Source organism: Pseudomonas sp. M2(2023), assembly GCF_030263955.1.
Lineage (GTDB): Bacteria > Pseudomonadota > Gammaproteobacteria > Pseudomonadales > Pseudomonadaceae > Aquipseudomonas > Aquipseudomonas asiatica.
Genome location: NZ_CP127114.1, coordinates 5408237 through 5431810, shown reverse-complemented (window position 1 = coordinate 5431810; position 23574 = coordinate 5408237). Strand labels below are relative to the sequence as shown.

Annotated in this window: 24 protein-coding genes; 19 read left to right on the top strand and 5 right to left on the bottom strand. The window is 64.2% G+C overall.

The features are described 5' to 3' along the window. Positions 1-83 precede the first annotated feature (83 nt). The 8 genes from QN085_RS24895 (at position 84) to QN085_RS24860 (ending at position 8357) form a co-directional block, all read left to right on the top strand. The gene (locus QN085_RS24895) at positions 84-536 is read left to right on the top strand and encodes a MarR family winged helix-turn-helix transcriptional regulator (RefSeq protein WP_023661407.1); all 453 of its coding nucleotides are present in this window, start codon (positions 84-86) and stop codon (positions 534-536) included. Beyond that, a complete protein-coding gene (locus tag QN085_RS24890; RefSeq protein ID WP_041506335.1) occupies positions 533-2620 on the top strand; it encodes an FUSC family protein in 2088 nt (695 codons plus the stop codon). The genes QN085_RS24895 and QN085_RS24890 overlap by 4 nt, the downstream gene beginning before the upstream one ends. Then, on the top strand, positions 2617-2829 hold the full coding sequence (locus tag QN085_RS24885) for a DUF1656 domain-containing protein (RefSeq protein WP_003255905.1): 213 nt from the start codon (positions 2617-2619) through the stop codon (positions 2827-2829). The genes QN085_RS24890 and QN085_RS24885 overlap by 4 nt, the downstream gene beginning before the upstream one ends. Next, positions 2826-3701 (top strand): efflux RND transporter periplasmic adaptor subunit, encoded by an 876-nt coding sequence (locus QN085_RS24880; RefSeq protein WP_023662453.1) that lies wholly within the window; start codon positions 2826-2828, stop codon positions 3699-3701. Before QN085_RS24885 ends, QN085_RS24880 begins: the two co-directional genes overlap by 4 nt. Continuing rightward, the gene (locus tag QN085_RS24875) at positions 3698-5116 is read left to right on the top strand and encodes an efflux transporter outer membrane subunit (RefSeq protein WP_041506336.1); all 1419 of its coding nucleotides are present in this window, start codon (positions 3698-3700) and stop codon (positions 5114-5116) included. Before QN085_RS24880 ends, QN085_RS24875 begins: the two co-directional genes overlap by 4 nt. 556 nt (positions 5117-5672) lie before the next feature. Then, on the top strand, positions 5673-5948 hold the full coding sequence (locus tag QN085_RS24870; RefSeq protein WP_023662452.1) for a hypothetical protein: 276 nt from the start codon (positions 5673-5675) through the stop codon (positions 5946-5948). Further along, the gene (locus tag QN085_RS24865) at positions 5945-6196 is read left to right on the top strand and encodes a DUF3077 domain-containing protein (protein WP_023662451.1); all 252 of its coding nucleotides are present in this window, start codon (positions 5945-5947) and stop codon (positions 6194-6196) included. The genes QN085_RS24870 and QN085_RS24865 overlap by 4 nt, the downstream gene beginning before the upstream one ends. A gap of 217 nt (positions 6197-6413) precedes the next feature. Then, a complete protein-coding gene (locus tag QN085_RS24860; RefSeq protein WP_041506337.1) occupies positions 6414-8357 on the top strand; it encodes an FTR1 family protein in 1944 nt (647 codons plus the stop codon). Positions 8358-8507: 150 nt separating this feature from the next. Here the strand turns inward: QN085_RS24860 and QN085_RS24855 are convergent, their stop codons facing one another. Further along, complete coding sequence (locus QN085_RS24855; RefSeq protein ID WP_015268535.1) at positions 8508-8753, bottom strand: TIGR02647 family protein; 246 nt, start codon at positions 8751-8753, stop codon at positions 8508-8510. Positions 8754-8823: 70 nt separating this feature from the next. Next, a complete protein-coding gene (locus QN085_RS24850; RefSeq protein ID WP_023661318.1) occupies positions 8824-9126 on the bottom strand; it encodes a hypothetical protein in 303 nt (100 codons plus the stop codon). A gap of 148 nt (positions 9127-9274) precedes the next feature. On the opposite strand from QN085_RS24850, the gene QN085_RS24845 reads away from it, so the two are divergent. After that, positions 9275-9937, top strand: a complete 663-nt coding sequence (locus QN085_RS24845) for a glutathione S-transferase (protein WP_023661319.1) — start codon at positions 9275-9277, stop codon at positions 9935-9937. 105 nt (positions 9938-10042) lie between these two features. Here the strand turns inward: QN085_RS24845 and argH are convergent, their stop codons facing one another. After that, a complete protein-coding gene (gene argH, locus QN085_RS24840) occupies positions 10043-11437 on the bottom strand; it encodes an argininosuccinate lyase (RefSeq protein WP_025337274.1) in 1395 nt (464 codons plus the stop codon). A 297-nt stretch (positions 11438-11734) separates the two neighbouring features. On the opposite strand from argH, the gene QN085_RS24835 reads away from it, so the two are divergent. From QN085_RS24835 to QN085_RS24805, 7 genes are all read left to right on the top strand, one after another. Next, the gene (locus QN085_RS24835; protein ID WP_015268539.1) at positions 11735-12478 is read left to right on the top strand and encodes a LytR/AlgR family response regulator transcription factor; all 744 of its coding nucleotides are present in this window, start codon (positions 11735-11737) and stop codon (positions 12476-12478) included. 243 nt (positions 12479-12721) lie between these two features. Next, positions 12722-13663, top strand: coding sequence for a hydroxymethylbilane synthase (gene hemC, locus QN085_RS24830; RefSeq protein WP_025337275.1), 942 nt, complete (start codon positions 12722-12724; stop codon positions 13661-13663). Next, positions 13660-14427, top strand: coding sequence for a uroporphyrinogen-III synthase (locus QN085_RS24825; protein WP_023663115.1), 768 nt, complete (start codon positions 13660-13662; stop codon positions 14425-14427). The genes hemC and QN085_RS24825 overlap by 4 nt, the downstream gene beginning before the upstream one ends. A 45-nt stretch (positions 14428-14472) precedes the next feature. Next, the gene (locus QN085_RS24820) at positions 14473-15573 is read left to right on the top strand and encodes a uroporphyrinogen-III C-methyltransferase (RefSeq protein ID WP_041506338.1); all 1101 of its coding nucleotides are present in this window, start codon (positions 14473-14475) and stop codon (positions 15571-15573) included. Further along, a complete protein-coding gene (locus QN085_RS24815) occupies positions 15570-16808 on the top strand; it encodes a heme biosynthesis protein HemY (RefSeq protein WP_015268543.1) in 1239 nt (412 codons plus the stop codon). The genes QN085_RS24820 and QN085_RS24815 overlap by 4 nt, the downstream gene beginning before the upstream one ends. Positions 16809-17029: 221 nt before the next feature. Further along, complete coding sequence (locus QN085_RS24810) at positions 17030-17536, top strand: disulfide bond formation protein B (protein WP_038408525.1); 507 nt, start codon at positions 17030-17032, stop codon at positions 17534-17536. Positions 17537-17766: 230 nt separating this feature from the next. Next, a complete protein-coding gene (locus QN085_RS24805; RefSeq protein ID WP_023662697.1) occupies positions 17767-18237 on the top strand; it encodes an Rsd/AlgQ family anti-sigma factor in 471 nt (156 codons plus the stop codon). Positions 18238-18246: 9 nt separating this feature from the next. On the opposite strand, the gene QN085_RS24800 is transcribed toward QN085_RS24805, so the two are convergent. Further along, positions 18247-18885, bottom strand: coding sequence for an FKBP-type peptidyl-prolyl cis-trans isomerase (locus tag QN085_RS24800; protein ID WP_023662698.1), 639 nt, complete (start codon positions 18883-18885; stop codon positions 18247-18249). A gap of 379 nt (positions 18886-19264) precedes the next feature. Here QN085_RS24800 and QN085_RS24795 point away from each other — a divergent pair, with 379 nt between their 5' ends. After that, positions 19265-20383, top strand: coding sequence for an AlgP family protein (locus tag QN085_RS24795; RefSeq protein ID WP_041506339.1), 1119 nt, complete (start codon positions 19265-19267; stop codon positions 20381-20383). On the opposite strand, the gene QN085_RS24790 is transcribed toward QN085_RS24795, so the two are convergent. Further along, positions 20359-20841, bottom strand: a complete 483-nt coding sequence (locus QN085_RS24790; protein WP_038408527.1) for a TIGR02444 family protein — start codon at positions 20839-20841, stop codon at positions 20359-20361. The genes QN085_RS24795 and QN085_RS24790 overlap by 25 nt on opposite strands. A gap of 50 nt (positions 20842-20891) precedes the next feature. Here QN085_RS24790 and QN085_RS24785 point away from each other — a divergent pair, with 50 nt between their 5' ends. Further along, positions 20892-22802: an ATP-binding cassette domain-containing protein gene (locus tag QN085_RS24785; RefSeq protein ID WP_041506340.1), complete on the top strand. Its 1911-nt coding sequence runs from the start codon at positions 20892-20894 to the stop codon at positions 22800-22802. Continuing rightward, the gene (locus QN085_RS24780; protein WP_023662001.1) at positions 22802-23389 is read left to right on the top strand and encodes a mechanosensitive ion channel family protein; all 588 of its coding nucleotides are present in this window, start codon (positions 22802-22804) and stop codon (positions 23387-23389) included. Before QN085_RS24785 ends, QN085_RS24780 begins: the two co-directional genes overlap by 1 nt. The last annotated feature ends 185 nt before the right edge of the window (positions 23390-23574 follow it).

Here is a 23574-nt window from a genome sequence, read left to right as displayed (position 1 = left end):
CATCCATCCCCCCGGTTGACGACAGGGGGAGGCACAGGCGTATATTGATAGTTAGCAAACTATGAATATCCTTGGTTCCTGTCATGTCCCTTGATCTCCTGCGCCTGCAAGTCAGCAGTGGCATGGTGGTTGCCGCCCGCCATTGGCGGCGCATCTGCCATACCGCCCTGACCGGTTACGGCATTTCCGAGGCCTGCGCCGCGCCTTTGCTGATGATCGTGCGCCTGGGTGACGGCGTACATCAGGTGGCTGTGGCCCAGGCCGCCGGCCTGGAAAGCCCCTCGCTGGTGCGCCTGCTCGACCAGCTGTGCAAGGCTGGCCTGGTATGTCGCAGCGAAGACCCGTTGGACCGCCGCGCCAAGGCCCTGAGCCTGACCGCCGAAGGCCGCACCCTGGTCGAGTCCATCGAAGCCGAGCTGGTGCGCCTGCGCCGCGAGGTGCTGCATGGCATCGACCAGGCCGACCTGGAAGCCGCGTTGCGCGTGCTGCGTGCCTTCGAAGCCGCCGGCCTGGGCAACACAGGCGGGGCAGCATGAACGGTTTTTTCAGCTCGGTGCCCCCGGCCCGCGACTGGTTCTATGGCGTGCGTACCTTTGCCGCCTCCATGATGGCCCTGTACATCGCCCTGCTCATGCAGTTGCCGCGCCCCTATTGGGCCATGGCCACGGTGTACATCGTCTCCAGCCCGTTCCTTGGCCCCACCAGCTCCAAGGCCCTGTACCGTGCCGTGGGCACGCTGCTCGGTGCCGGCGGGGCGATTTTCCTGGTACCACCGCTGGTGCAGTCGCCGTTGCTGCTGAGCATCGCCATCGCCCTGTGGACCGGCACCTTGCTGTTCCTTTCGCTGAACCTGCGCACCGCCAACAACTATGTGCTGATGCTGGCCGGCTACACCTTGCCGATGATTGCCCTGGCGGTGGTCGACAACCCGCTTGCTGTGTTCGACGTGGCGTCTTCCCGCGCCCAGGAAATCTGCCTGGGGATCGTCTGTGCGGCGGTGGTCGGGGCGATCTTCTGGCCACGGCGGCTGGCGCCAGTTGTAGTCGGTGCCACTGGTAGCTGGTTCACCGAAGCGATCCGCTACAGCGACACCTACCTGGCCCGCCAAGCCAGCGCAGACCAGGTTGGCGGCATGCGCGGGGCGATGGTTGCCACCTTCAACTCGCTGGAGCTGATGATCGGCCAGCTCGGCCATGAAGGCGCCGGTCCGCACACCCTGAAGAATGCCCGCGAGTTGCGCGGGCGCATGATCCACCTGCTGCCCGTGATCGATGCCCTCGACGACGCCCTGGTCGCCCTCGAAGGCCGCGCCCCGGCACAGTTCGCCCAGTTGCAACCGTTGCTCGATGCCGCCCGCGAATGGCTCAAGGGCACCGTTGACAGCGCCTCGGTCGCCCGCTGGACCGCCCTGCACGAACAGATCGAGCGCCTGCAGCAGGGCGCCGCTGCCCTCGACCAGCGCGCCGAATTGCTACTGTCCAACGCTCTGTACCGCCTGACCGAATGGGCCGACCTGTGGCAGGACTGCTGCAGCCTGCAACATGCCCTGCGCAGCGACGATTCCAAACCCTGGCGCGCGGTGTACCGCCACTGGCGCCTGGGCCGCCTGACGGCGTTCTTCGACCGTGGCCTGATGCTGTATTCGGTGGCCTCAACCGTACTGGCGATCGTTGTCGCCTGCGGCCTGTGGATCGGCCTGGGCTGGAACGACGGCGCCAGCGCAGTGATCCTCGCCGCCGTGTCGTGCAGCTTCTTCGCCGCCATGGACGACCCGGCGCCGCAGATCTACAGGTTCTTCTTCTGGACGCTGATGTCGGTCATCTTCTCCAGCCTTTACCTGTTCCTGGTACTGCCCAACCTGCACGATTTCCCGATGCTGGTGCTGGCCTTTGCCGTGCCGTTCATCTGCGTTGGCACCCTGACCGTGCAGCCGCGTTTCTACCTGGGTACCTTGCTGACCATCGTCAACACCTCGACCTTCATCAGCATCCAGGGCGCCTACGATGCTGACTTCTTCACTTTCCTCAATTCCAACCTCGCCGGCCCCGTGGGGCTGCTGTTCGCCTTCATCTGGACCTTGGTGATGCGCCCGTTCGGCGTGGAGCTGGCGGCAAAGCGCATGACCCGCTTCGCCTGGCGCGACATCGTTGAAATGACCGAGCCGGCCACCCTGGCCGAGCACCGCCAGGTCGGTGTGCAGATGCTCGACCGCCTGATGCAGCACCTGCCGCGCTTGTCGCAAACCGGGCAGGACAGCGGCGTGGCACTGCGCGACCTGCGGGTGGGGTTGAACCTGCTCGACCTGCTGGCCTACATGCCGCGTGCCGGGCAGCAGGCTCGTGAGCGGCTGAACACGGTAGTCGAGGAAGTCGGCGCGCACTACGCTGCCTGCCTGCGCGCCGGCGAGCGCCTGCACGCCCCGGCCGCGCTGCTGCGCAACATGGAGCGCGCGCGCCTGGCGCTGAACCTGGATGAGCTGTACGAGCGCGGCGATGCCCGCACCCACCTGCTGCACGCACTGAGCGGCCTGCGCCTGGCACTGCTGCCGGGCGTGGAGGTGATGCTCGAGCCAGCCGAACAACCGCAACTGCCCCCCGGCCTCGACGGAGCACCCCTGTGATTGGTGAACTGGATATCAGCGGGGTATTCCTGCCCACGCTGCTGGTGATGATGTTTGGCACCTACCTGCTGTTCCTCGGGGTGCACGCGGTGCTGGTGCGCCTGCATTTCTACCGCCTGGTCTGGCATCGGGCGTTGTTCAACGTTGCCCTGTATGCCGTGCTGCTTGGTGCGGTGGACCACTTTTGCCGAAACCTGATGCTGCCATGAAAAAACCTTTGCTGACCTTGGGCCGCGTGGTCCTGACCTTGCTGGTAGTGACCTTCGCCGCCGTGCTCGTGTGGCAGATGGTGGTGTACTACATGTTCGCCCCCTGGACCCGCGACGGTCACATCCGCGCCGACGTGATCCAGATTGCTCCGGACGTATCCGGGCTGATCCAGAAGGTCGAGGTGCGTGACAACCAGACCGTCAAGCGCGGGGATGTGCTGTTCACCATCGATCAGGACCGCTTCACCCTGGCCCTGCGCCAAGCCAAGGCGACCCTGGGTGAACGCCAGGAAACCCTGGCCCAGGCCACCCGCGAAGCGCAGCGCAACCGCAAGCTTGGCAATCTGGTGGCCGCCGAACAGGTGGAAGAAAGCCAGTCCCGCGAGGCCCGTGCCCGTTCGGCCGTCAGCGAAGCACAGGTGGCCGTCGATACCGCCCAGCTCAACCTCGACCGCTCGGTGGTGCGCAGCCCGGTGGACGGTTACCTGAACGACCGAGCACCGCGTAATCACGAATTCGTCACCGCCGGCCGCCCGGTGCTGTCGGTGGTCGACAGCGCCTCGTACCACGTCGATGGCTACTTCGAGGAAACCAAGCTTGGCGGTATCCACATCGGCGATGCCGTGGACATTCGCGTCATGGGCGACAACACCCGCCTGCGTGGCCATGTGCAAAGCTTTGCCGCCGGCATCGAAGACCGCGACCGCAGCAGTGGTGCCAACCTGTTGCCCAACGTCAACCCGGCATTCAGCTGGGTGCGCCTGGCCCAGCGTATTCCGGTGCGCATCGCCTTTGATGAAGTGCCGCAAGACTTCCGCATGATTGCCGGGCGAACCGCCACGGTGTCGATCATCGAGGGCCAGCGCCCATGAAACAGCTGATCCTGGCGGGGCTGTGCCTGTCGTTGGGGGCCTGCATGATGGTCGGCCCCGACTATGAGGTGCCGAAGGACGCGGCGGTGCAACGCAGCGAGCTCAACGGCCCGCTGCGCCAGGATGCCGACAGCGTGGTATCGGCACCGGTGCCTGAGGACTGGTGGCAGCTGTATCAGGATCAACGGCTGAACGAGCTGGTGCGCCAGGCCCTGAGTGCCAACACCGACCTGCGCGTGGCTGCCGCCAACATTGCCAAGGCGCGCGCCCAGGTCGAAGTGGCTGAGTCGCAAGGTGGCTTCAACGGCGGCGTCAAACTTGGCGCCCAGCGCCTGCAGGAATCGGGCGAGGCCTTCCTGCTGCCAGAGAAAGTGCCGGTGGCCAACATCGGCGAAGCCATCATCAGTGCGTCGTACCAGTTCGACCTGTGGGGTACTTTCAAGCGTGGCACCGAGGCGGCCAAGGCCAATGCCGACGCAGTGCAGGCCGCCGCCGATACTGCCCGCATCACCCTGGTGGCGGACGTGGTCAAGGCCTATACCCAAGTGTGCTCGGCCAACGAGGAATACCACATTGCCCGCGAGTCGCTCGACCTGCAGGAGCAGAGCGTGAAGCTCAACCAGCGCCTGCGTGATGCCGGGCGTGGCGACGAAACCCAGGTCACCCGCTCGCAGACCCAGTTCAAATCCCTGCGTGCCGAGCTGCCACGCTTCAAGGCGGAGCGCGAGACCGGCATGTACACACTGGCTGCCTTGTTGGCAAAACCGGTCGACCAGCTGCCTGCCGGCACTGCCGATTGTGCCGAGCTGCCGCACCTGAACCAGCTGGTGCCGGTGGGCGATGGCGCGGCGTTGCTCAAGCGCCGTCCCGACGTGCGTCAGGCCGAACGGCAGCTGGCCGCTGCCACTGCCTACATCGGCGTGGCCACCGGCGCCCTGTACCCGGACATCAGCATCGGCGCCCAGGTTGGCACCATTGGTATCCTCGAGAACCTTGGCGAGCCGGCGACCAACCGCTGGGGCTTTGGCCCGCAGATCAGCTGGACCATCCCCACCAATGGCACCCGTGCCCGCATTCGCATGGCCGAAGCCTCGACCCAGGCAGCCCTGGCGAATTTTGATGGGGTAGTGCTGAACGCCATTCGCGAGACCCAGACCCGCCTGGCGCAGTACAGCGCCCTGCTGGACCGGCGTGACGCGCTGGCCGAGGCGGAGAAGTCGGCCAAGGAAGCGGCGGACCAGACGCACCGGTATTACCAGGCGGGGCGTGAATCGTTCCTGGCGGATTTGCAGGCGACGCGGACTTATACCGATATGCGTGCGCAGTTGGCAGCGGCCAATAGCCAGGTGGCGTTGGGGCAGATTGGCGTGTTCCTGGCGTTGGGTGGGGGCTGGAAGGATACCGCCAAGCCTTGAGGCCCAAACGCCGGCAAGCCGGCTCCCATAGAGCTGCACATAACTTACTGATTTAGCGGGGACCCTGTGGGAGCGGGCGTGCCCGCGAACACCGGCGCAGCCGGTGCCATGCACCGCGTTGGATTCTTCGCGGGCGCGCTCGCTCCCACATGTACTGCGCTGCTTTCGAGGCCTGTGGTTCACCTGTGGGAGCTGGCTTGCCGGCGATCGAGGGCAAAGCCCTCGCCTAGGCCCTAGAGCTGTAAGACATTTCCGAACCTGAATCCAAATGCTTCAGTTTGGATGCTCTGTCGAATTATCCTACAGCACCTGTCGGAAGGTGCTGTCTTGGCTGGAAAGTGTTCCCGGAATACTGTCGTGGGGTCGCCTCGCAAGGCGATCGGGCGTGAGACACCCGGATTTCATTCGGTAGCACCGCTTTATGGCGGTCGTGTGCGGACAGGCTTCGGCCTGGCCGGGGTTACCGTATGTCCCGTGTCTCACACCGTGCACGACTGCCACCCAACTTCGTGAGACAAGGAGGAGAGCAGTTCAATCCCCCATACGGAGTTCCGCCATGAACAAGCTCGTCCCCGATCCACCAGTTACCGATCTGCTTCTGCTCGACCCTCCCGCACTCTCACTAATCGATCCACTCACCCCCAAAGACTGCGAAGAGCTGATCAGCGCCATCACCCTGACCATCGACCACACCACCACAGTCCTGCTCGACAACCCTCCCGGCGACATGCGAAATGCCATGGGCATGAATATTCGATTGCTCTGCCGTCTGATCAATGCCGTGTGCGACCGCACCCATGCAACCCGCCACGATCAAGGAGCGACCCGATGAGCGATGATCCAAGAGACTCTGCAACCGCAGGTGTGGAAACCTTCGACTTGTTCCGCCTGCAGCCAAATGTGCCGTTCAGCCATGCTTTCTCGCAGCTATCTGTGCTGCTGGGCTGTATTCGCCACCTGACCACCGAAGCGGAAATGGAAAACGACCGCATTGCCGGTAGCGCTGCGCGGATACTAAGCGAGATGGCCAAGGCCTTGATCGATGATATGGAGCGGGGGATGAACAAGGTTCTTCAATAACCCTAAAGACCCCGGGGCCGCTATGCGGCCCATCGCCGGCAAACCAGCTCCCACCTCGACCGCATCTCCCTCAAGCCATGTGCAATACCTGTGGGCAGGCAACACAAGACAGAATCTCCCACAGGTTCAGCGCATTCCCCCTCTTCATCTGATTTGTAGCAAGATTTTTCATGAAATCCGCCCAGCACCCTTGAGTGAAGCAAAGTGGGAGTGAACAATGTTCTCTTTCGCATTCCCTTCGAGACTGGCCATGAAAACCCGTTCCCGTCTGCTTGCCTGGCTGCCGGTTATTTTGCTCGGCCCGGTGCTGGCGCTGTGCAGCACCCTGGCGCTGGCCGAAGCCCCCGCCGAGGCCACCAAGGCCCTGCACCTGCTGGACTACATTGGCGCCGACTACCCGCCCACCGTGCAAGACGGCAAGGTGATCGACGATGGTGAATACCGCGAGCAGCAGGAGTTCAGCGCGGTATTGGCCGACTTGGTCAAAGGCCTGCCTGCGCATGCAGAACAAGCAGCCCTGGAGCAGGGCGTCCAGGCGCTGCGCCAGGCCATCGACCAGCGCCAGGACGGCCCGGCTGTTGCCAGGCAGGCCCGCCAGCTGGGTGCTCGCCTGGCGGTAGCCTATGAGGTCAGTCAGGCTCCGGTGATTACCCCGGACCCGGCCCGTGGCGCTTCGCTGTATGCGCAAAACTGCTCGATCTGCCACGGCGAAACTGGCGCCGGCGACGGCCCGGCCGGCGTGGGCCTGGAGCCTGCACCCGCCAACCTGCGCGATGTTTCGCGCCTCGACCAGTTGAGCCTGTTCGACCTCTACAACACCCTGGCCCTGGGCATCGATGGCACCGAGATGCCTTCGTTTGCCGACCAACTGGACGACCGCCAGCGTTGGGATGTGGCTGCCTACATCGCCAGCTTCACCGCCAAGCCAGAAGCCGGCAAAGGCGACAAGACCTGGAACATCGCCGACCTGGCCCGCCAGACCCCGGCCGAAGTCGCCGCCAGCGAAGGTGCCACGGCCGTGGAGGCGTTCCGCGCCCAGCGCGCCCAGCCGCCGCAGGTCAAGCGTGGCCCGGCGCAATTGCTCGAATACACCGCCAGCACTCTGGACAAGAGCCTGGCGGCCTACCGCGCAGGTGATCACGACCAGGCCTATGACCTGTCAGTGGCGGCCTACCTGGAGGGCTTCGAGCTGGTGGAAAGCTCGCTGGACAACATCGACACCCAAGCGCGCAAGGACACCGAAAAATCGCTGATGGCCTACCGTCAGTCGCTGCAGGACGGCTTGCCCGTGGCCCAGGCCGAGCAACGCCTGAGCGAAGCCAAGGCCAAGCTTGAGCAGGCTTCCAAACTGCTGGGCAGCGATGGCCTGAGCTGGTCGCTGAGCTTTGTATCCGGCTTGCTGATCCTGCTGCGCGAAGGCCTGGAGGCGATTCTGGTGCTGGCGGCGATCCTGGCTTTCCTGCGCAATACCGGCCAGCAGTCGGCGGTGCGCAGCGTCAATATCGGCTGGGGCCTGGCGCTGGTGGCCGGTTTCGCAACTTGGGCGCTGGCAGCCTACGTGATCGACGTTGGTGGCGCCCAGCGCGAGCTGCTGGAAGGCTGCACGGCGCTTTTCGCCGCGGTGATGGTGCTGTGGCTTGGCGTGTGGATGCACGACCGCCGCCATGCTGCCGCCTGGCAGGATTACATCAAGAGCAGCCTGGTCAGTGGTGGCGGACGTTTCGGTTTTGCCGTGCTGGCGTTCTTCTCGGTTTACCGCGAACTGTTCGAAGTGATCCTGTTCTACGAAACCCTGTGGCTGCAGGCCGGCCCAGCCGGGCACCAGGCGGTGCTGGCGGGTGGCGCCACGGCGCTGGTGCTGCTGGTGGGGTTGGCCTGGGTAATCCTGCGTGGCTCGGCCAAGCTGCCGCTGTCGCTGTTCTTCAGTATCAACGCCGCGCTGCTATGTGCTTTGTCGGTGGTGTTCGCCGGGCATGGCGTGAAGGCGCTGCAAGAGGCAGGGGTGCTGGGCACGCGCCCAGTGGCGTTCTTCGAATTCGACTGGCTGGGGATCCACGCCGACGCCTACTCGCTGTCAGCGCAGGCGGTGGCCTTGCTGGCCATCGTGTTCTTGTACGGGCGCTCGCGCCTGGCGGAAAGGCGCAGGGCAGCGGCCAATTGATCGCCTGACAGGCTGGCGCGGCCCCCTGTAGGAGCGGGTTTACCCGCGAAGCAAGCGGCGCGGTGTATGGCACCGGCTTCGCCGGTGTTCGCGGCTAAAGCCGCTCCCACAGGGACCGCGCGAGTTTCAAAGTTTGAGCAAGACCGCCATTCAAGCCGGCTGTGGCGCCTTGAGAATGTTCTGCAGCAACTGGACACTTTCGACAGCGTCATGACCCAGGCTGGTCAGATAGCCGCCATCAGGTTGATCGGTCAGCCCTTTTTCATGCAGGCGTTGCGCGGCGGCTACCAGGGCAGGGGAAGCGTTCTTGTGAATCTTGATGCCTTCCTGGCTGCTGTCGTGCTTGAACAGCGAAAGTACTTCCAGTTCAGCGATCAGATCGGGGGTAAAAGGCATGGCGACTCCTGACTTCCAGACAAGGATGACGGCACCGTTCTACGGTGCCTGATCTTCGAGTGTAGCCGGGTTATTCGTCCTCGCCTTGATCCATCTCAGGTGGCAGCTCGGGCAGCGCACGCAGGGCGCTCTCGTACCACTCGCGGTCGAACTCGCGGTCTTCCACCAGCATGTTGTCAATTTCGAAGGCCAGTACATGGGCCATCAGGTTGAGAATGTCTTCGCGCTCGTAACCGACCAGGGTCAGTTTGTTGAACGTGGCTTTCGCCGCCGCCGGGTCGCCGCTTTCGATCTGGTTCTCGATGGCCTGGGTCAGCGTTGCCTCGGCGAAGGCTTCGTCGTCGTCATTGTCGATTTCGGTGGGCTCGCTCATGGCGGTACTCCTGTGATGGGATGCACAGTGTGCCACGCCCGTGGCGGCAATGCCCGGGCATTGACAGGGTGCATGACGCTGGTCAGGAGGCGGTCGTACGGTCTATAAAAGCCGGGCCAACCCCTTACGGCCTGGAGGCTGTTACCTCATGCTCAAGCTTCATGGATTCTCGGTCAGCAACTACTACAACATGGTCAAGCTGGCCCTGCTGGAAAAAGGCCTGCCCTTCGAAGAAGTCATCTTCTATGGCGGCCAGGCGCCACAGGCGCTGCAAGTGAGCCCGCGAGGCAAGGTGCCGGTGCTGGAGACCGAACACGGCTTCCTCAGCGAAACCAGTGTGATTCTCGACTATATCGAGCAGACCCAGGGCGGCAAGGCGCTGCTACCTGCCGACCCGTTCGGGCAGGCCAAGGTGCGTGAGCTGCTCAAGGAAATCGAGCTCTACATCGAGCTGCCGGCGCGTACCTGCTATGCCGAGTCTTTCTTTGGTATGCAGGTCGAGCCGCTGATAAAGGAAAAAGCCCGTGCCGACCTGCTGGCCGGTTTTGCCACGCTCAAGCGTAACGGCCGCTTCGCACCCTATGTGGCGGGTGAGCAACTGACCCTGGCAGACTTGATGTTCTGCTTCTCGGTCGACCTGGCCTACGCGGTGGGCAAGAAGGTGCTGAACATCGACTTCCTGGCGGACTTCCCGCAGGCCAAGGCGTTGCTGCAGCTGATGGGTGACAACCCGCACATGGCGCGGATCGTGGCGGACAAGGAGGCGGCGATGCCGGCCTTCATGGAGATGATTCGCAGCGGTAAACGCTGAGAATAGTGTTGGGGCATTCGCGGGCACGCCCGCTCCCACAGGGAAACGCTGTACCTGTGGGAGCGGGCGTGCCCGCGAACGAGGGCGAAGCCCTCGCAATGGGCCTTAACGCGAAGCCAGCAGCGCCTTGCCGCGGGCGACGGCCGCACGCACCTGCGCCGGTGCGGTACCACCAATGTGGTTACGGGCATTCACCGAGCCTTCCAGGGTCAACACGGCAAACACGTCCTGCTCGATCTGGTCGCTAAACTGGCGCAGTTCGTCCAGGCTCATTTCGGCCAGGTCCTTGCCGGTGTCCACGCCATACTTCACCGCGTGACCCACGATCTCATGGCAGTCACGGAACGGCAGGCCACGGCGTACCAGGTAGTCGGCCAGGTCGGTGGCAGTGGAGAAACCGCGCAGGGCCGCTTCACGCATGATGGCGTGCTTGGGCTTGATTGCCGGGATCATGTCGGCAAAGGCACGCAGCGAGTCGCGCAGGGTGTCGGCAGCGTCGAACAGCGGTTCCTTGTCTTCCTGGTTGTCCTTGTTGTAGGCCAGCGGCTGGCCTTTCATCAGGGTCAGCAGGCCGGTCAGGGCGCCAAACACACGGCCGCTCTTGCCACGTACCAGTTCCGGCACGTCCGGGTTCTTTTTCTGCGGCATGATCGAGCTGCCGGTGCAGAAGCGGTCTGGCAGGTCGATGAACTGGAACTGCGCGCTGGTCCACAGCACCAGCTCTTCGGAGAAGCGCGACAGGTGCATCATCGCCACACTGGCGGCGGCGCAGAATTCGATGGCGAAGTCGCGGTCCGACACGCCGTCCAGCGAGTTGCCGGCCACGGCTTCGAAGCCCAGCAGCTTGCAGGTGAGCTCGCGATCGATCGGGTAGGTCGTGCCTGCCAGCGCGGCGCTGCCCAGGGGCATGCGGTTAGCACGCTTGCGGCAGTCGACCAGGCGCTCGTAGTCGCGGCTGAGCATTTCGAACCAGGCCAGCAGGTGATGGCCGAAGGTGACCGGCTGTGCCGTCTGCAGGTGGGTGAAGCCGGGCATGATGGTTTCGGCTTCACGCTCGGCCTGCTCCAGCAGGCCCTGCTGCAGGCGAGTAATCTCGGCCAGGATCAGGTCGATTTCGTCGCGCAGCCACAGGCGAATGTCGGTGGCCACCTGGTCGTTGCGGCTACGGCCGGTGTGCAGCTTCTTGCCGGTGATGCCGATACGGTCGGTCAGGCGTGCCTCGATGTTCATGTGCACGTCTTCGAGATCGACGCGCCAGTCGAAGGTGCCGGCTTCGATCTCGCCCTGGATGGTCTTCAGGCCATCGATGATGGTGTCGCGCTCGGCATCGCTGAGCACGCCGACCTGCGCCAGCATGGTGGCATGGGCGATCGAACCCATGATGTCGTGGCGGTACAGGCGCTTGTCGAAATCGACCGAGGCGGTGAAACGGGCGACGAAGGCGTCGACGGGTTCACTGAAGCGGCCGCCCCAGGACTGATTGGTCTTGTCGGTGCTCATGGATTCACTCATTGCAGGCGTGAACGAAAAAGTGGCGCCGATGATAGCAGGGTTTGGGCCGGCCGCCGCAGGGCGCTGGTCGACAGAAATGCGCGGAAAACGATAGAGAAGGATTTGCAGGAATGAACGGCAGTGTTCCACGGACCGTCTACAGTTGGACAGAGGACTGGCAGTGAATCTGCCGGCCGAGTGAATCTTTGGCCTTCGCACCGGTCTAGAGCGTGACCTTAGTGTCGCTCGAACCATACCTGTCTACGCTATACCTGTGCGAGACTCATTCAGGAATCCAGCGCAATTATGAATGTCCTGATCGTTGATGACGAACCCCAAGGCCGTGAGCGCCTTAGCCGGCTGCTCGGCGAACTGGAGGGTTACACCGTGCTGGAGCCTAGCGCCACCAACGGCGAGGAGGCCTTGGCGCTGATCGAAAGCCTCAAGCCCGATGTGGTCCTGCTGGACATCGGCATGCCAGGCCTGGATGGCCTGCAGGTTGCTGCTCGCCTGTGCGAGCGCGAGGCGCCTCCGGCGGTGGTGTTTTGCACCGGGGACGATGAATACGGTGCCGAGGCTTTCAAGGACAGTACCCTCAGCCATGTGACCAAACCTTTCCAGGCCCAGGCCTTGCGCGATGCCCTGCGCAAGGCCGAAAAGCCCAACCGCGCCCAGTTGGCGGCGCTCACCAGGCCGGCCAACGAAGGCGGCGGCCCGCGTAGCCACATCAGTGCCCGCACGCGCAAAGGCATCGAGCTGATCCCTTTGCCCCAGGTCATCTACTTCATTGCCGACCACAAGTACGTGACCTTGCGCCACGAGGCCGGGGAAGTGTTGCTCGACGAGCCGCTCAAGGCCCTGGAAGACGAGTTTGGCGAACGCTTCGTGCGTATCCACCGCAATGCCCTGGTCGCCCGTGAGCGTATCGAACGCCTGCAGCGCACGCCGCTGGGGCATTTCCAGCTATACCTGAAAGGCCTGGACGGTGACGCCCTGACCGTCAGCCGGCGCCATGTGGCCGGTGTGCGCAAGATGATGCAAACCCTCTGAGCCCTTTGCGCAAGTCTGTGGATTTGCTTGGGCCTTGTGGGAGCGGCCTTGTGTCGCGAAAGGGCCGTAAAGCGGCCCCAGCAAATCATGCATCACTGCCGAAATCCTGGGGCCGCTGTGCGGCCCTTTCGCGACACAAGGCCGCTCCCACAGCAAACCACGCATGGCCTGTTGATCCGTATCTGCTAGCGATACCGGCGATGCTGTTATCATCGACAGCATTTCTCTGGATCGGGGCGTTCCATGTCCACTCGCGAAATCCGCATTGCCACCCGTAAAAGTGCCTTGGCCCTGTGGCAGGCCGAATACGTCAAAGCCCGCCTCGAGCAGGCCCACCCCGGTCTGCTGGTGACCCTGGTGCCCATGGTCAGCCGTGGCGACAAGCTGCTCGACGCGCCGCTGGCAAAGATTGGTGGCAAGGGCCTGTTCGTCAAGGAACTGGAAACCGCCCTGCTGGACAACGAAGCCGACATCGCCGTGCATTCGATGAAGGACGTGCCCATGGACTTCCCCGAAGGCCTGGGCCTGTACTGCATCTGCGAGCGCGAAGACCCGCGCGATGCCTTCGTTTCCAATACCTTTGACAGCCTCGATGCGCTGCCTGCCGGCAGCATCGTCGGTACCTCCAGCCTGCGTCGCCAGGCCCAGTTGCTGGCGCGTCGCCCGGACCTGCAGATCCGCTTCCTGCGCGGCAACGTCAACACCCGCCTGGCCAAGCTGGATGCCGGTGAGTACGACGCCATCATCCTCGCCGCCGCTGGTTTGATCCGCCTGGGCTTCGAAGACCGCATCACCTCCACCATCAGCGTCGATGACAGCCTGCCGGCTGGCGGCCAGGGCGCGGTGGGCATCGAATGCCGCAGCGCCGACCAGCAAATCCACGCGCTGCTGGCGCCGCTGCACCATGCCGATACCGCCGACCGGGTGGTGGCCGAGCGCGCCCTGAACAAACGCCTGAATGGTGGCTGCCAGGTACCGATTGCCTGCTATGCGGTGCTGGAAGGTGACCAGCTGTGGCTGCGTGGCCTGGTCGGCCAGCCCAGCGGCGGTACCCTGCTGGTGGCCGATGCCCGCGCCCCACGTACTGCCGCCGAAACCCTGGGCGTGCAGGTGGCCGAGGACCTGCTGGGGCAGGGCGCCGAGGCCATCCTCAAGGAAGTCTACGGCGAGGCCGGCCACCCGTGAGTTCGTGGCGCCTGTTGCTGACCCGGCCTGCCGAGGACTGTGCGGCACTGGCGCAAAGCCTGGCAGCGGCGGGGGTAGACAGCAGCTGCCTGCCGCTGCTGGCAATCGAGCCCGTCGTTGTGGATAACCAGCAACGCCTGTTGCTGGAAGGCCTGCAGGGCTTCCAGGCGATCATCGTGGTCAGCAAGCCGGCTGCCCGCTTGTTGCTTGAGCGACTGGCCAAGGCCGGCCTGCAGCCACCCGTGCAAGGCTGGTTCACTGTGGGCGAGGCAACTGCCGCCGTGCTGCAGGGTGCGGGCCTGGCGGTGAGCTTCCCCCCGCGTGGCGATGACAGCGAAGCGTTGCTGGCGCTGCCAGCCCTGCGCCAGGCAATTGCCGTGCCGGCACCGCGGATCTTGATCGTTCGTGGCGTCGGAGGTCGCGAACTGCTGGCAGAGCGTCTTGCAGAGCAAGGTGCTAGTGTCGATTATCTGGAACTGTATCGTCGCTGCCTGCCGGCTTACCCAGCGGGCACCCTGATGCGCCGCATCGAAGCGGAACGCCTCAATGGCCTGGTGGTCAGCAGTGGGCAGGGTTTTGAACACTTGCAGCAGATGGCCGGCGCCGATTGGCCGCAGCTGGCGCGTCTGCCGCTGTTCGTGCCAAGCCCTCGGGTTGCCGAGCAGGCCAGGGCCGCCGGGGCCCAACAGGTTGTGGATTGCCGTGGCGCCAGTGCCACGGCCTTGCTGGCAGCCGTGCAGCGCAGCGCTGCACCTGCCTCTTAAGGCGCTAAGCTGAACGCGATGCGCCCCCATGCAAAGGATGGATACGTGAGCGAGACTGTCTTGTCCAATAACGATCAGCCGTCGGCACAGGCGCCGGCGGAACCCGTCACCACCCCACCTGCCAAGCGCTCCGGCAGTGGCCTGGCAACGTTGGCCCTGCTGTTGGGCGCGGCCGGGGTGGCGGTAGGTGGCTGGGGTGTCTGGCAGGTGCGTCAACTGCAAGGCAGCGAATTCAACCAGGGCCAGCACATCGAGGCGCTGAACCAGCGCGCCGAGGCCCTGCAGCAGCGTGAACAGCAGATCAGCGCGCAGCTGGCCAGCCTGCCGGCGGCCAGCGAGCTGGAAGACCGCCGCCGCCTGGTGGCGCAGTTGCAAGGCGACCAGCAACGCCTCAGCCAGCGCCTGGAAACCGTACTGGGCGAAAGCCGCAAGGAATGGCGCCTGGCCGAGGCCGAGCACCTGCTGCGCCTGGCCACCCTGCGCCTGTCTGCGCTGCAGGACATCACCAGTGCCAAGGCCTTGGTCGAGGGGGCGGACGAGATCCTGCGCGAGCAGAGCGATCCGGGTGCCTTCGCCGCCCGTGAGCAACTGGCGCGCAGCTTGGCCACGCTCAACAGCACCCAGCAACCGGACCGTACTGGCCTGTTCCTGAAACTGGCCGCTCAGCGCGAGCTGGTGCAGCAACTCAGCGCCCAGTCGCCGGAGTTCGACACCAATGCCGATGCCCTGGGCGCGCTCACCGCCGATGGTGACGGCGCCAGTCGCCTGTCCCAGTGGTGGGCCGAGATCTCCAAGTACTTCCAGATCGACTTCAACGCCGATGACAACGTGCGTCCGCTGCTGGCCGGGCAGCAACTGAACCAGCTGCGCCTGGCCCTGAGCCTGACCATCGAACAGGCCCAGTGGGCAGCGCTCAATGGCGATAGCAAGGTCTACACCCAGGCGCTGGACGACGCCCGCAGCGTGCTGCTGGCCAACTTCAACGCCGACAACCCGCAAAGCAAGGCCATGCTTGACAGCCTCAATGCCTTGGCCGAACAGCCGGTGTCGGTGGTTACCCCTGACCTCAGCGAAAGTCTGGCTGCAGTGCAGGCCTATATCCAGCGCCGCCACCTGCCGGCCGATGCTGAAGGGGGCAAGCCATGAAGCGTGTCTACCTGCTGGCCGTGCTGGCGATCGTGGTCGCCGCGGCGCTAGGTATCGCGGTCGCCAAGCACAGCGGCTACGTGCTGATCTCCTATGGCAGCTTCCGCTACCAGTCGGGGCTGTGGGCGGCCCTGGCCGGCTTGCTGGTTGTGGTGCTGTTGCTGTGGCTGGTGCGCTACCTGGTCGGCCTGGTGCTGACTTCCAGTGGCGTGGTCAACCCGTGGTCGCGGCGTAATCGCAGCCGGCGTGTTCGTCTGGCCATCGAGCAGGGCCAGCTGGACCTCGCCGAGGGCCGTTGGGCCAGTGCCCAGCGCCATCTGCACCGTGCCGCCGAGGCCGAGCGCCAGCCGTTGCTGTATTACCTCGGTGCCGCGCGTGCCGCCAACGAGCAAGGCCGAACCGAAGACAGCGACAACCTGCTGGAACGTGCCCTGGAGCGCCAGCCGCAAGCGGAGCTGGCTATTGCCCTGACCCATGCGCAATTGCAGATGGACCGTGGCGAAAGCGACGGCGCGCTGGAAACCCTGCTGGCCATGCAGGAGCGCCACCCGCACAACGGCCAGGTGCTGCGCCTACTGCAGCGGCTGCACCTGGAACGCGGCGACTGGTCTGCCCTGATCCGCCTGCTGCCTGACCTGCGCAAGGGCAAGGTGCTGCCGGCCGCCGAGCTGGCTGCCCTGGAGCAACGTGCCTGGGGCCAGAACCTGAGCCTGGCCACCACCCGTGGCGAGGATGCGCAAAGCGCCCGTCAGGCTCTGGAGCGCGCCTGGCAGCAACTGACTGCTGCCCAGCGCCAGGAGCCACAACTGGTGCTGGCCTATGCCGAGCAATTGCGTCAGGTGGGCGCCCAGAGCGAAGCGGAACAAGTGCTTCGCACCGCCCTCAAGCGTGAATACGAAAGCCACCTGGCACGCCTGTACGGCCTGGTGCGCGGCGATGACCCGGCGCGCCAGCTGCAAACAGCCGAAGGTTGGCTCAAGGCCCACCCGCAAGATGCCAGCCTGCTGCTAACCCTGGGCCGTCTGAGCCTGCAGAACCGCTTGTGGGGCAAGGCGCGGGACTATCTGGAAAGCAGCCTGCGCATGGAACGCAACCCCGAGGCCTGTGCTGAGCTGGCGCGCCTGCTCGCCGGCCTTGGCGAGACCGAGCGCAGCAACCAGCTGTTCCAGGAGGGCCTCGGCCTGCTGGACGAGCGCCTGCTGGCCCTGCCTTTGCCCGAAGGCGTACGCGCCTGACCTACCCCAGGGCCCGCGCAAAGGCGCGGGCTCCGGGGACGGGTAACTTTTCTCTCGATGTAAGTTAGATCTGCAGTCCATTTCTTCAGACGTTTCCTACTGCACGGTTGGAAATTTCCTTCGTGATTCAGCGACTTGTCGTTGCTGTCGCGCCTTGAAACAAAGCGCGTCTTTCCTCTACCGTTTCAGGCCACTTCATTATCCCGGGACCTTCACCGCCCATGTTGCCGGCCCGTTTGCGCACCTTTTTCCTACCTGCCTGCCTTGCTGCACTGGCGGTACTGGCCGCGTCCTTCCACCTGGAAAGCGTCCTCGGGCTGGTGCCCTGCCCGTTGTGTTTCAGCCAGCGCCTGCTGCTTGGCCTGTACGCGCTGCTGTGCCTGGCGGCGGTGCTGCAGGCACCGGGTACGGCGGGCATTCGCTGTTACGCGCGGGCGACGCTGGGCTGTTCGCTGGCCGGGGCGCTGCTGGCAGCGCGGCATGTCTGGTTGCAAGGGGATGACGGGGCCATTCCAGTCTGCCCGGTGCCGCTCGGGCGGCTGTTCGAGCAATCCTGGGGCGAGGCGGCCCGCCAATTGTTGTTCGGCGGCCCGGATTGCAACTCGCTCACCTGGAGCTTTCTCGACCTGACCCTGCCCGAGTGGAGCCTGCTGGCCTTCCTGCTGCTGGCGGTGCTGCCCTTGAGTTGCCTGCTGGCGTATCGTTTCCGCACCCTGGCGAGAACATGACCTGGCGCAAGGTTGCGCCAATGGCACGACCAATGGCCGTGTAACAGGGTATTAAACACTTGTATGAACTTTGTCCGCTGCGTACCTTGAAGGGCAGCACGCGCGGGAATAATCTCCCAGCACGCATACCGAAAACACAACTGCTCGATGCCGCCTGCTGATGTCACCTTTGTGCTGCACGGTCGTGGTGCGAGGTGCAGCGGCATCTACCCAGAAGGGAAGAGATTGCCATGCTCGATAGTTGTCAGAACGCTCAGGAACGCTGGGGTGGGGTTCACAAACTGATCGACCGCTGGCTGGAGGAGCGCCAGGAACTGGTGCAGGCTTTCCGCGCGCTGCGCGATGCCAAGCCGGCCTTCGCCGACAAGGACACGAACGGGGACTTTTGCGCGCTCCTCGTTGACTACGTTTCGGCGTGGCATTTCGAAGTCTGCGAGCAGTTGGTCAGTGAGGCCAAGGCCTTCGGCGACGAGAAGGCGCTGAAGCTGGCCGAAGAGATCAACCCACGGATCAACGACAGTACTCAGGTCGCATTGGCCTTCAATGACCATTGCGCCAAGGGTGAGTGCAAGGACACCGAGCGCTTTGCCGAAAAGCTGGGCAAGCTGGGTGGCCTGCTGCACGAGCGCTTCGAACTGGAAGACTGCCTGATCGAAGTGTTGCACAACGCGCACAAGGAAGAAGGCGCATTACCGGCGTGAGTGTTGGCGTCAGTCGCCAACCGCCAGCAGTTCTATCTCGAACACCAAGGGGGTGTAGGGTGCAATCAGGTCGCCCGCACCCTCGGCGCCATACGCTAGCGCCGACGGGATCACCAGGCGCCATTTGGCGCCAGCGTGCATCTTTGGCAAGGCCACCTGCCACCCTTCGATGACTGAGTCCAGGCTGAACCACTGGGGCGTCTGGTTCTGGTCGAACACCGAGCCGTCTGGCAGCCTGCCCACATAGCGCACCTGCACCTTGCCACCGGCTTTGGGCTGCGCGCCCGTACCTGCTTGCAGTTCGCTGTAGAGCACGCCCTCCGGTAGTTCGTGCACGCCATAACGACCACGCTCGTTGGCCAGGAAGCGTGTTTCGGCAGCTTGCAGCTTCTGCATGGCGGCATCGCCTTCCTGTGCTTCCTGCTGCTGGAGCAAAGCCTGCATGCGTGCCTTGTCGAGTTTCAGCGGTTGCCCCTGGTAGGACTGGCGCAGGCCTTCTACCAGCGCATCCAACTGCAGGCCCGGTATATCCTGGCGCAGCCGCTCACCCAGGCTGGCGCCGATGCTGTAGGCGAGGTCATGTTCTTCGCTGTCGGCCAGGGCGATGGGTGCCAGCAGGCATAAACCTAAAACAAGATATCGAGGCATGGTCAGTTCCTGCGCCAATGAGCGGGGAAGTATGCCAGTGTTCCGTTTTGTATTGTGTGCTCGCGGTCCTTGTAGGAGCGGCCTTGTGTCGCGACACGGCTGCAAAGCAGCCCCCGGCAATATCTGCGGTGGTGCTGAAGTCCAGGGCTGCTTCGCAGCCCATCGCGACACAAGGCCGCTCCTACAGGGGGCTGTGCAATACAGATAACTGCCAAATATCAGCAATGATTTATTCAGCAACTACACTTGCTCGGAGCTGCAAGATAACAACTTTGCCCAGGCATGCAACGCGGCGTAAACAATACTGTCAACATGCCCTAGCGGCGGTAGCAGCAGAAGCATAGTATGAGCCGCAATCTCGTCAGCCAGGAGGTAAACCATGTCGGCTAAAAAGAAGCCAGTAAGCACGCCGTTACACCTGCTCCAGCAACTTTCGGGCAGCTTGCTCGAACACTTGGAAGATGCCTGCTCGCAAGCGCTGGCTGATGCGGAAAAACTGCTGGCCAAGTTGGAAAAGCAGCGTGGCAAGGCCCAGGAAAAACTGCACAACGGTCGCCTGAAACTGCAAGACGCGGCCAAGGCAGGTAAAGCCAAGGCGCAGACCAAGGCGCAAAAAGTCATTGGCGAACTTGAAGAACTGCTCGACTCCCTCAAGGAACGTCAAACCCAGACTCGTTCTTATATCCAGCAACTCAAGCGCGATGCCCAGGACAGCCTCAAGCTGGCCCAAGGTGTAGGCAAGGTTCGCGAAGCTGCAGCCAAGGCGCTTGACCAGCGTGCTGCCAAGACCTCCAAACCGGCAGCCGCCAAACCCGTCACCAAGGCTGCTGCGGCCAAACCTGCAGCCAAGCCGGCCGCCAAGGCCGCTGCTGCTGCCAAACCTGCGGCCAAGCCGGCTGCCAAGGCCACTGCTGCTGCCAAACCTGCGGCCAAGCCGGCTGCCAAGGCCACTGCTGCTGCCAAACCTGCAGCCAAGCCAGCCGCCAAGGCCACTGCTGCTGCCAAACCTGCGGCCAAGCCGGCTGCCAAGGCCACTGCTGCTGCCAAACCTGCAGCCAAGCCGGCTGCCAAGGCCACTGCTGCTGCCAAGCCTGCAGCCAAGCCGGCTGCCAAGGCCACTGCTGCTGCCAAACCTGCGGCCAAGCCAGCCGCCAAGGCCACTGCTGCTGCCAAACCTGCAGCCAAGCCGGCTGCCAAGGCCACCGCAGCCGCTAAACCTGCAGCCAAGCCAGCGGCGGCCAAAACGCCAGCCAAAGCCGCTGCTGCCAAGCCGGCCGCGAAACCAGCTGCCGCCAAGGCCCCAGCACGTACGGCTGCCAAACCCGCCGCCAAGCCAGCAGCTGCCAAGCCTGTTGCCAGCAAGCCAGCCGAAGCCAAACCGGCTACGCCAGCCGCCAGCACTCCGGCCGCCGCGACCAACTCGGCCACCCCGGCAGCTTCGGTAGCGCCATCGGCACCTGCCAGCACCCCGGCTCAGGCACCGTCTTCGGCGTCCTGAAGCGCTGCCGCCGCGACGCGCAACCGAACCAGCGCGTCGTGGTGGCGGGCCTGGTCTGGCGCCAGCCGTGCCAGCCAGTCGTCCATGGGCTCATGGGCGCTTGCCGGCCATTGTCGCGAACGCTCCTGCAAGCGTTCCAGCAAGGTTTTCTCGGCCTGTAATTCCAATCCCTTCACCTGCTCACGCAACGCCGCCAGCTGCGCATCACTTTGCGCTGCTGCTCGCCACTGTTGGCGCAAACTACGTAATGGGTTGACCACTTCGCGCTGCCAGGGCTCGGTAACCTCGCGCAATGCCTGTACGCGTTCGTCCCGCACGGCCACGCCACGCGCCTGCAGCCAGGTTGCGCACAGCAGCAGACAGACATCGCCACCCAGCGCCTGCAGTTCAAGGCAGGCGGCTTCCACGCCGGGCCTGGCGTACAGGGCCAGGGCGTGATTCCACAGGTCGGTGTGCATGGTTCCACTCGCGCTATGGGCCGAGGAAGCTGGTAGACTCCGCGACCATCATGATCAGACTATCCAACCTCACTTTACAGCGTGGTCCGCAGCGCTTGCTAGAAGGCGCCGAGATGACCCTGCACACCGGTCACAAGGCCGGCCTGATCGGCGCCAACGGCGCCGGAAAATCCAGCCTGTTCGCCTTGCTGCGCGGTGAGCTGTCGCCCGATGCCGGCGATTGCCAGCTGCCCGGTGACTGGCGCATCGCCCACATGCGCCAGGAGGTCGATACCCTCGACCGCCTGGCCGTGGACTATGTGCTCGACGGTGACGTGCGCCTGCGCAAGGTCCAGGCCGAACTGGCTGCGGCCGAGCAGGCCCACGACGGTACCGCCCTGGCGCGCCTGCACATTGAGCTGGATAGCGCCGACGGCTATACCGCCGACGCCCGCGCACGCAAGTTGCTGGCCGGCCTTGGTTTCACCAACGAACAGATGGACCGCCGCGTCGGCGACTTCTCCGGTGGCTGGCGGATGCGCCTGAACCTGGCCCAGGCCCTGATGTGCCCGTCCGACCTGCTGCTGCTCGACGAGCCCACCAACCACCTGGACCTGGACGCTATCCTGTGGCTGGAGGACTGGCTCAAGGGCTACCCCGGGACGTTGTTGCTGATCTCCCACGACCGCGACTTCCTCGATGCCGTGGTCGACCATGTGCTGCACGTCGAGCAGCGCAAGCTGAACCTGTACAAGGGCGGCTACACTGCCTTCGAGCGCACCCGGGCCGAGCGCCTGGCGCAACAGCAGCAGGCCTACGAGAAACAGCAGGCCCAGCGTGCGCACATGGAAAAGTACATTGCCCGCTTCAAGGCCCAGGCCACCAAGGCCCGCCAGGCACAGAGCCGGATCAAGGCCCTGGAGCGCATGGAGGAGCTATCGGCGGCGCATGTCGATTCGCCGTTTGACTTCGTTTTCCGCGAGTCGCAGAAAATCTCCAGCCCGCTGCTGAGCCTGTCCGAAGGCCGCCTGGGCTACGGTGACAAGGCGATCCTCGACAAGGTCAAGCTGCAGCTCACCCCCGGTGCGCGCATTGGCCTGCTCGGCCCCAACGGCGCTGGCAAGTCGACCCTGATCAAGAACCTCGCTGGCGAGCTCGAGCCACTATCGGGCCGCCTGGTACGGGGTGAGAACCTGGCCGTGGGCTACTTCGCCCAGCACCAGCTGGATTCGCTGGACGACAAGGCCAGCCCGCTGCTGCACCTGCAGCGCATTGCCCCCACCGAGCGTGAGCAGACCCTGCGCGACTTCCTGGGCGGCTTCGACTTCCATGGCGATCGCGTCGACGAGCCGGTGGTGAACTTCTCCGGTGGTGAGAAGGCCCGCCTGGCGTTGGCCCTGATCGCGTGGGAAAGACCGAACCTGCTGCTGCTCGACGAACCGACCAACCACCTCGACCTGGAAATGCGCCTGGCGCTGACCATGGCCCTGCAGGAGTTTGCCGGTGCCGTGGTGGTGGTGTCGCACGACCGTCACCTGCTCAAGAGCACCACCGACGAGTTCCTGCTGGTGGCCGACGGCAAGGTCGACATCTTCGATGGTGACCTGGACGACTACAGCCGCTGGCTGGTCGAGTATCGCCAGCGCAGCGCGCCGGCCAGTACCGCCCCGGTCAACCCGGACAAGACCGACAAGAAGGCCCAACGCCAGGCTGCCGCAACCTTGCGTCAGCAACTGGCCCCGCACAAGAAGGCTGCCGACAAGCTGGAAGCCGAGCTCAACCAGGTGCACGCGCAACTGGCCGAGATCGAGACCGCGCTGGGTGATGGTGGCCTCTACGACGCTTCGCGCAAGGACGAGTTGCGTGACCTGCTGGCGCGCCAGACCAAGCTGAAGCAGCGCGAAGGCGAACTGGAAGAGGCCTGGATGGAAGCGCTGGAAACCCTCGAAAGCATGCAGGCCGAGCTCGAGGCGCTGTCCTGATGGAGGAACTGCGTTCGCTGCTGCCAGGGCAATGGATGGACACCTTCTGGCTGGGCTTGCAGATCCTGTTGATCCTGGTAGCGGCCTTCGTTCTGCAGCGCATTGTTGCACGCGGGCTGAGCCGCCTGGGCCAGCGCTACCCGTTGCCGCCGGAATTGCTGGTGCCGGTGCGTGGCGGCCTGCGCTGGCTGATCATGGGCAGCGCGTTGCTGTTTGTGCTGGAGCGCCTGGGTGTGTCGGCGACCGTGCTGTGGACAGCACTGTCCGGCTTCGTCGCGGTGGCGGCAGTGGCTTTCTTCGCCATGTGGAGCGTGCTGTCCAACCTGCTGTGCGCGGTGCTGATCTTCACCGTCGGGCCGTTTCGTATTGGTGATGTGGTCGAACTGGTCGACACCCTCGACAAGCCGGGCGTCAAGGGCCGGGTGATTGCCATCAACCTGCTGTTCACCACGCTGATGGAAATGCCCGAGGCGGGCGGGGCGCTGGTGCAGGTGCCCAATAGCCAGTTCTTCCAGAAGTCAGTACGGCGCTGGCGCGGGGCTGAGGTGCAGTCCATGCACAAAGAGTCGCCTGTAGAGGCTGACTGAACCTGCACCGGCCTCTTCGCGGGTAAACCCGCTCCCACAGGAATTCCGCAGCCCTTGGGGATTGCGCGATACCTGTGGGAGCGGGTTTACCCGCGAAGAGGCCAGCACAGGCAATACAAATCCTTCAGAAATCGCTGGTTATTTTTTCACCAACACCTTAGCTTAACGTTTTGCAACAAATGTCC

Bases quoted from the DNA above. Each gene is read 5' to 3' on its own strand.
- QN085_RS24860 (WP_041506337.1), top strand. From the start codon at position 6,414: ATGTTCTCTTTCGCATTCCCTTCGAGACTGGCCATGAAAACCCGTTCC.
- hemC (WP_025337275.1), top strand. From the start codon at position 12,722: ATGTCCACTCGCGAAATCCGCATTGCCACCCGTAAAAGTGCCTTGGCC.
- QN085_RS24790 (WP_038408527.1), bottom strand. From the start codon at position 20,841: ATGCACACCGACCTGTGGAATCACGCCCTGGCCCTGTACGCCAGGCCC.
- QN085_RS24855 (WP_015268535.1), bottom strand. From the start codon at position 8,753: ATGCCTTTTACCCCCGATCTGATCGCTGAACTGGAAGTACTTTCGCTG.
- QN085_RS24870 (WP_023662452.1), top strand. From the start codon at position 5,673: ATGAACAAGCTCGTCCCCGATCCACCAGTTACCGATCTGCTTCTGCTC.
- QN085_RS24890 (WP_041506335.1), top strand. From the start codon at position 533: ATGAACGGTTTTTTCAGCTCGGTGCCCCCGGCCCGCGACTGGTTCTAT.
- QN085_RS24805 (WP_023662697.1), top strand. From the start codon at position 17,767: ATGCTCGATAGTTGTCAGAACGCTCAGGAACGCTGGGGTGGGGTTCAC.
- QN085_RS24850 (WP_023661318.1), bottom strand. From the start codon at position 9,126: ATGAGCGAGCCCACCGAAATCGACAATGACGACGACGAAGCCTTCGCC.
- QN085_RS24845 (WP_023661319.1), top strand. From the start codon at position 9,275: ATGCTCAAGCTTCATGGATTCTCGGTCAGCAACTACTACAACATGGTC.
- QN085_RS24815 (WP_015268543.1), top strand. From the start codon at position 15,570: ATGAAGCGTGTCTACCTGCTGGCCGTGCTGGCGATCGTGGTCGCCGCG.
- argH (WP_025337274.1), bottom strand. From the start codon at position 11,437: ATGAGCACCGACAAGACCAATCAGTCCTGGGGCGGCCGCTTCAGTGAA.
- QN085_RS24895 (WP_023661407.1), top strand. From the start codon at position 84: ATGTCCCTTGATCTCCTGCGCCTGCAAGTCAGCAGTGGCATGGTGGTT.
- QN085_RS24795 (WP_041506339.1), top strand. From the start codon at position 19,265: ATGTCGGCTAAAAAGAAGCCAGTAAGCACGCCGTTACACCTGCTCCAG.
- QN085_RS24875 (WP_041506336.1), top strand. From the start codon at position 3,698: ATGAAACAGCTGATCCTGGCGGGGCTGTGCCTGTCGTTGGGGGCCTGC.
- QN085_RS24880 (WP_023662453.1), top strand. From the start codon at position 2,826: ATGAAAAAACCTTTGCTGACCTTGGGCCGCGTGGTCCTGACCTTGCTG.
- QN085_RS24785 (WP_041506340.1), top strand. From the start codon at position 20,892: ATGATCAGACTATCCAACCTCACTTTACAGCGTGGTCCGCAGCGCTTG.
- QN085_RS24800 (WP_023662698.1), bottom strand. From the start codon at position 18,885: ATGCCTCGATATCTTGTTTTAGGTTTATGCCTGCTGGCACCCATCGCC.
- QN085_RS24810 (WP_038408525.1), top strand. From the start codon at position 17,030: ATGTTGCCGGCCCGTTTGCGCACCTTTTTCCTACCTGCCTGCCTTGCT.
- QN085_RS24865 (WP_023662451.1), top strand. From the start codon at position 5,945: ATGAGCGATGATCCAAGAGACTCTGCAACCGCAGGTGTGGAAACCTTC.
- QN085_RS24835 (WP_015268539.1), top strand. From the start codon at position 11,735: ATGAATGTCCTGATCGTTGATGACGAACCCCAAGGCCGTGAGCGCCTT.
- QN085_RS24780 (WP_023662001.1), top strand. From the start codon at position 22,802: ATGGAGGAACTGCGTTCGCTGCTGCCAGGGCAATGGATGGACACCTTC.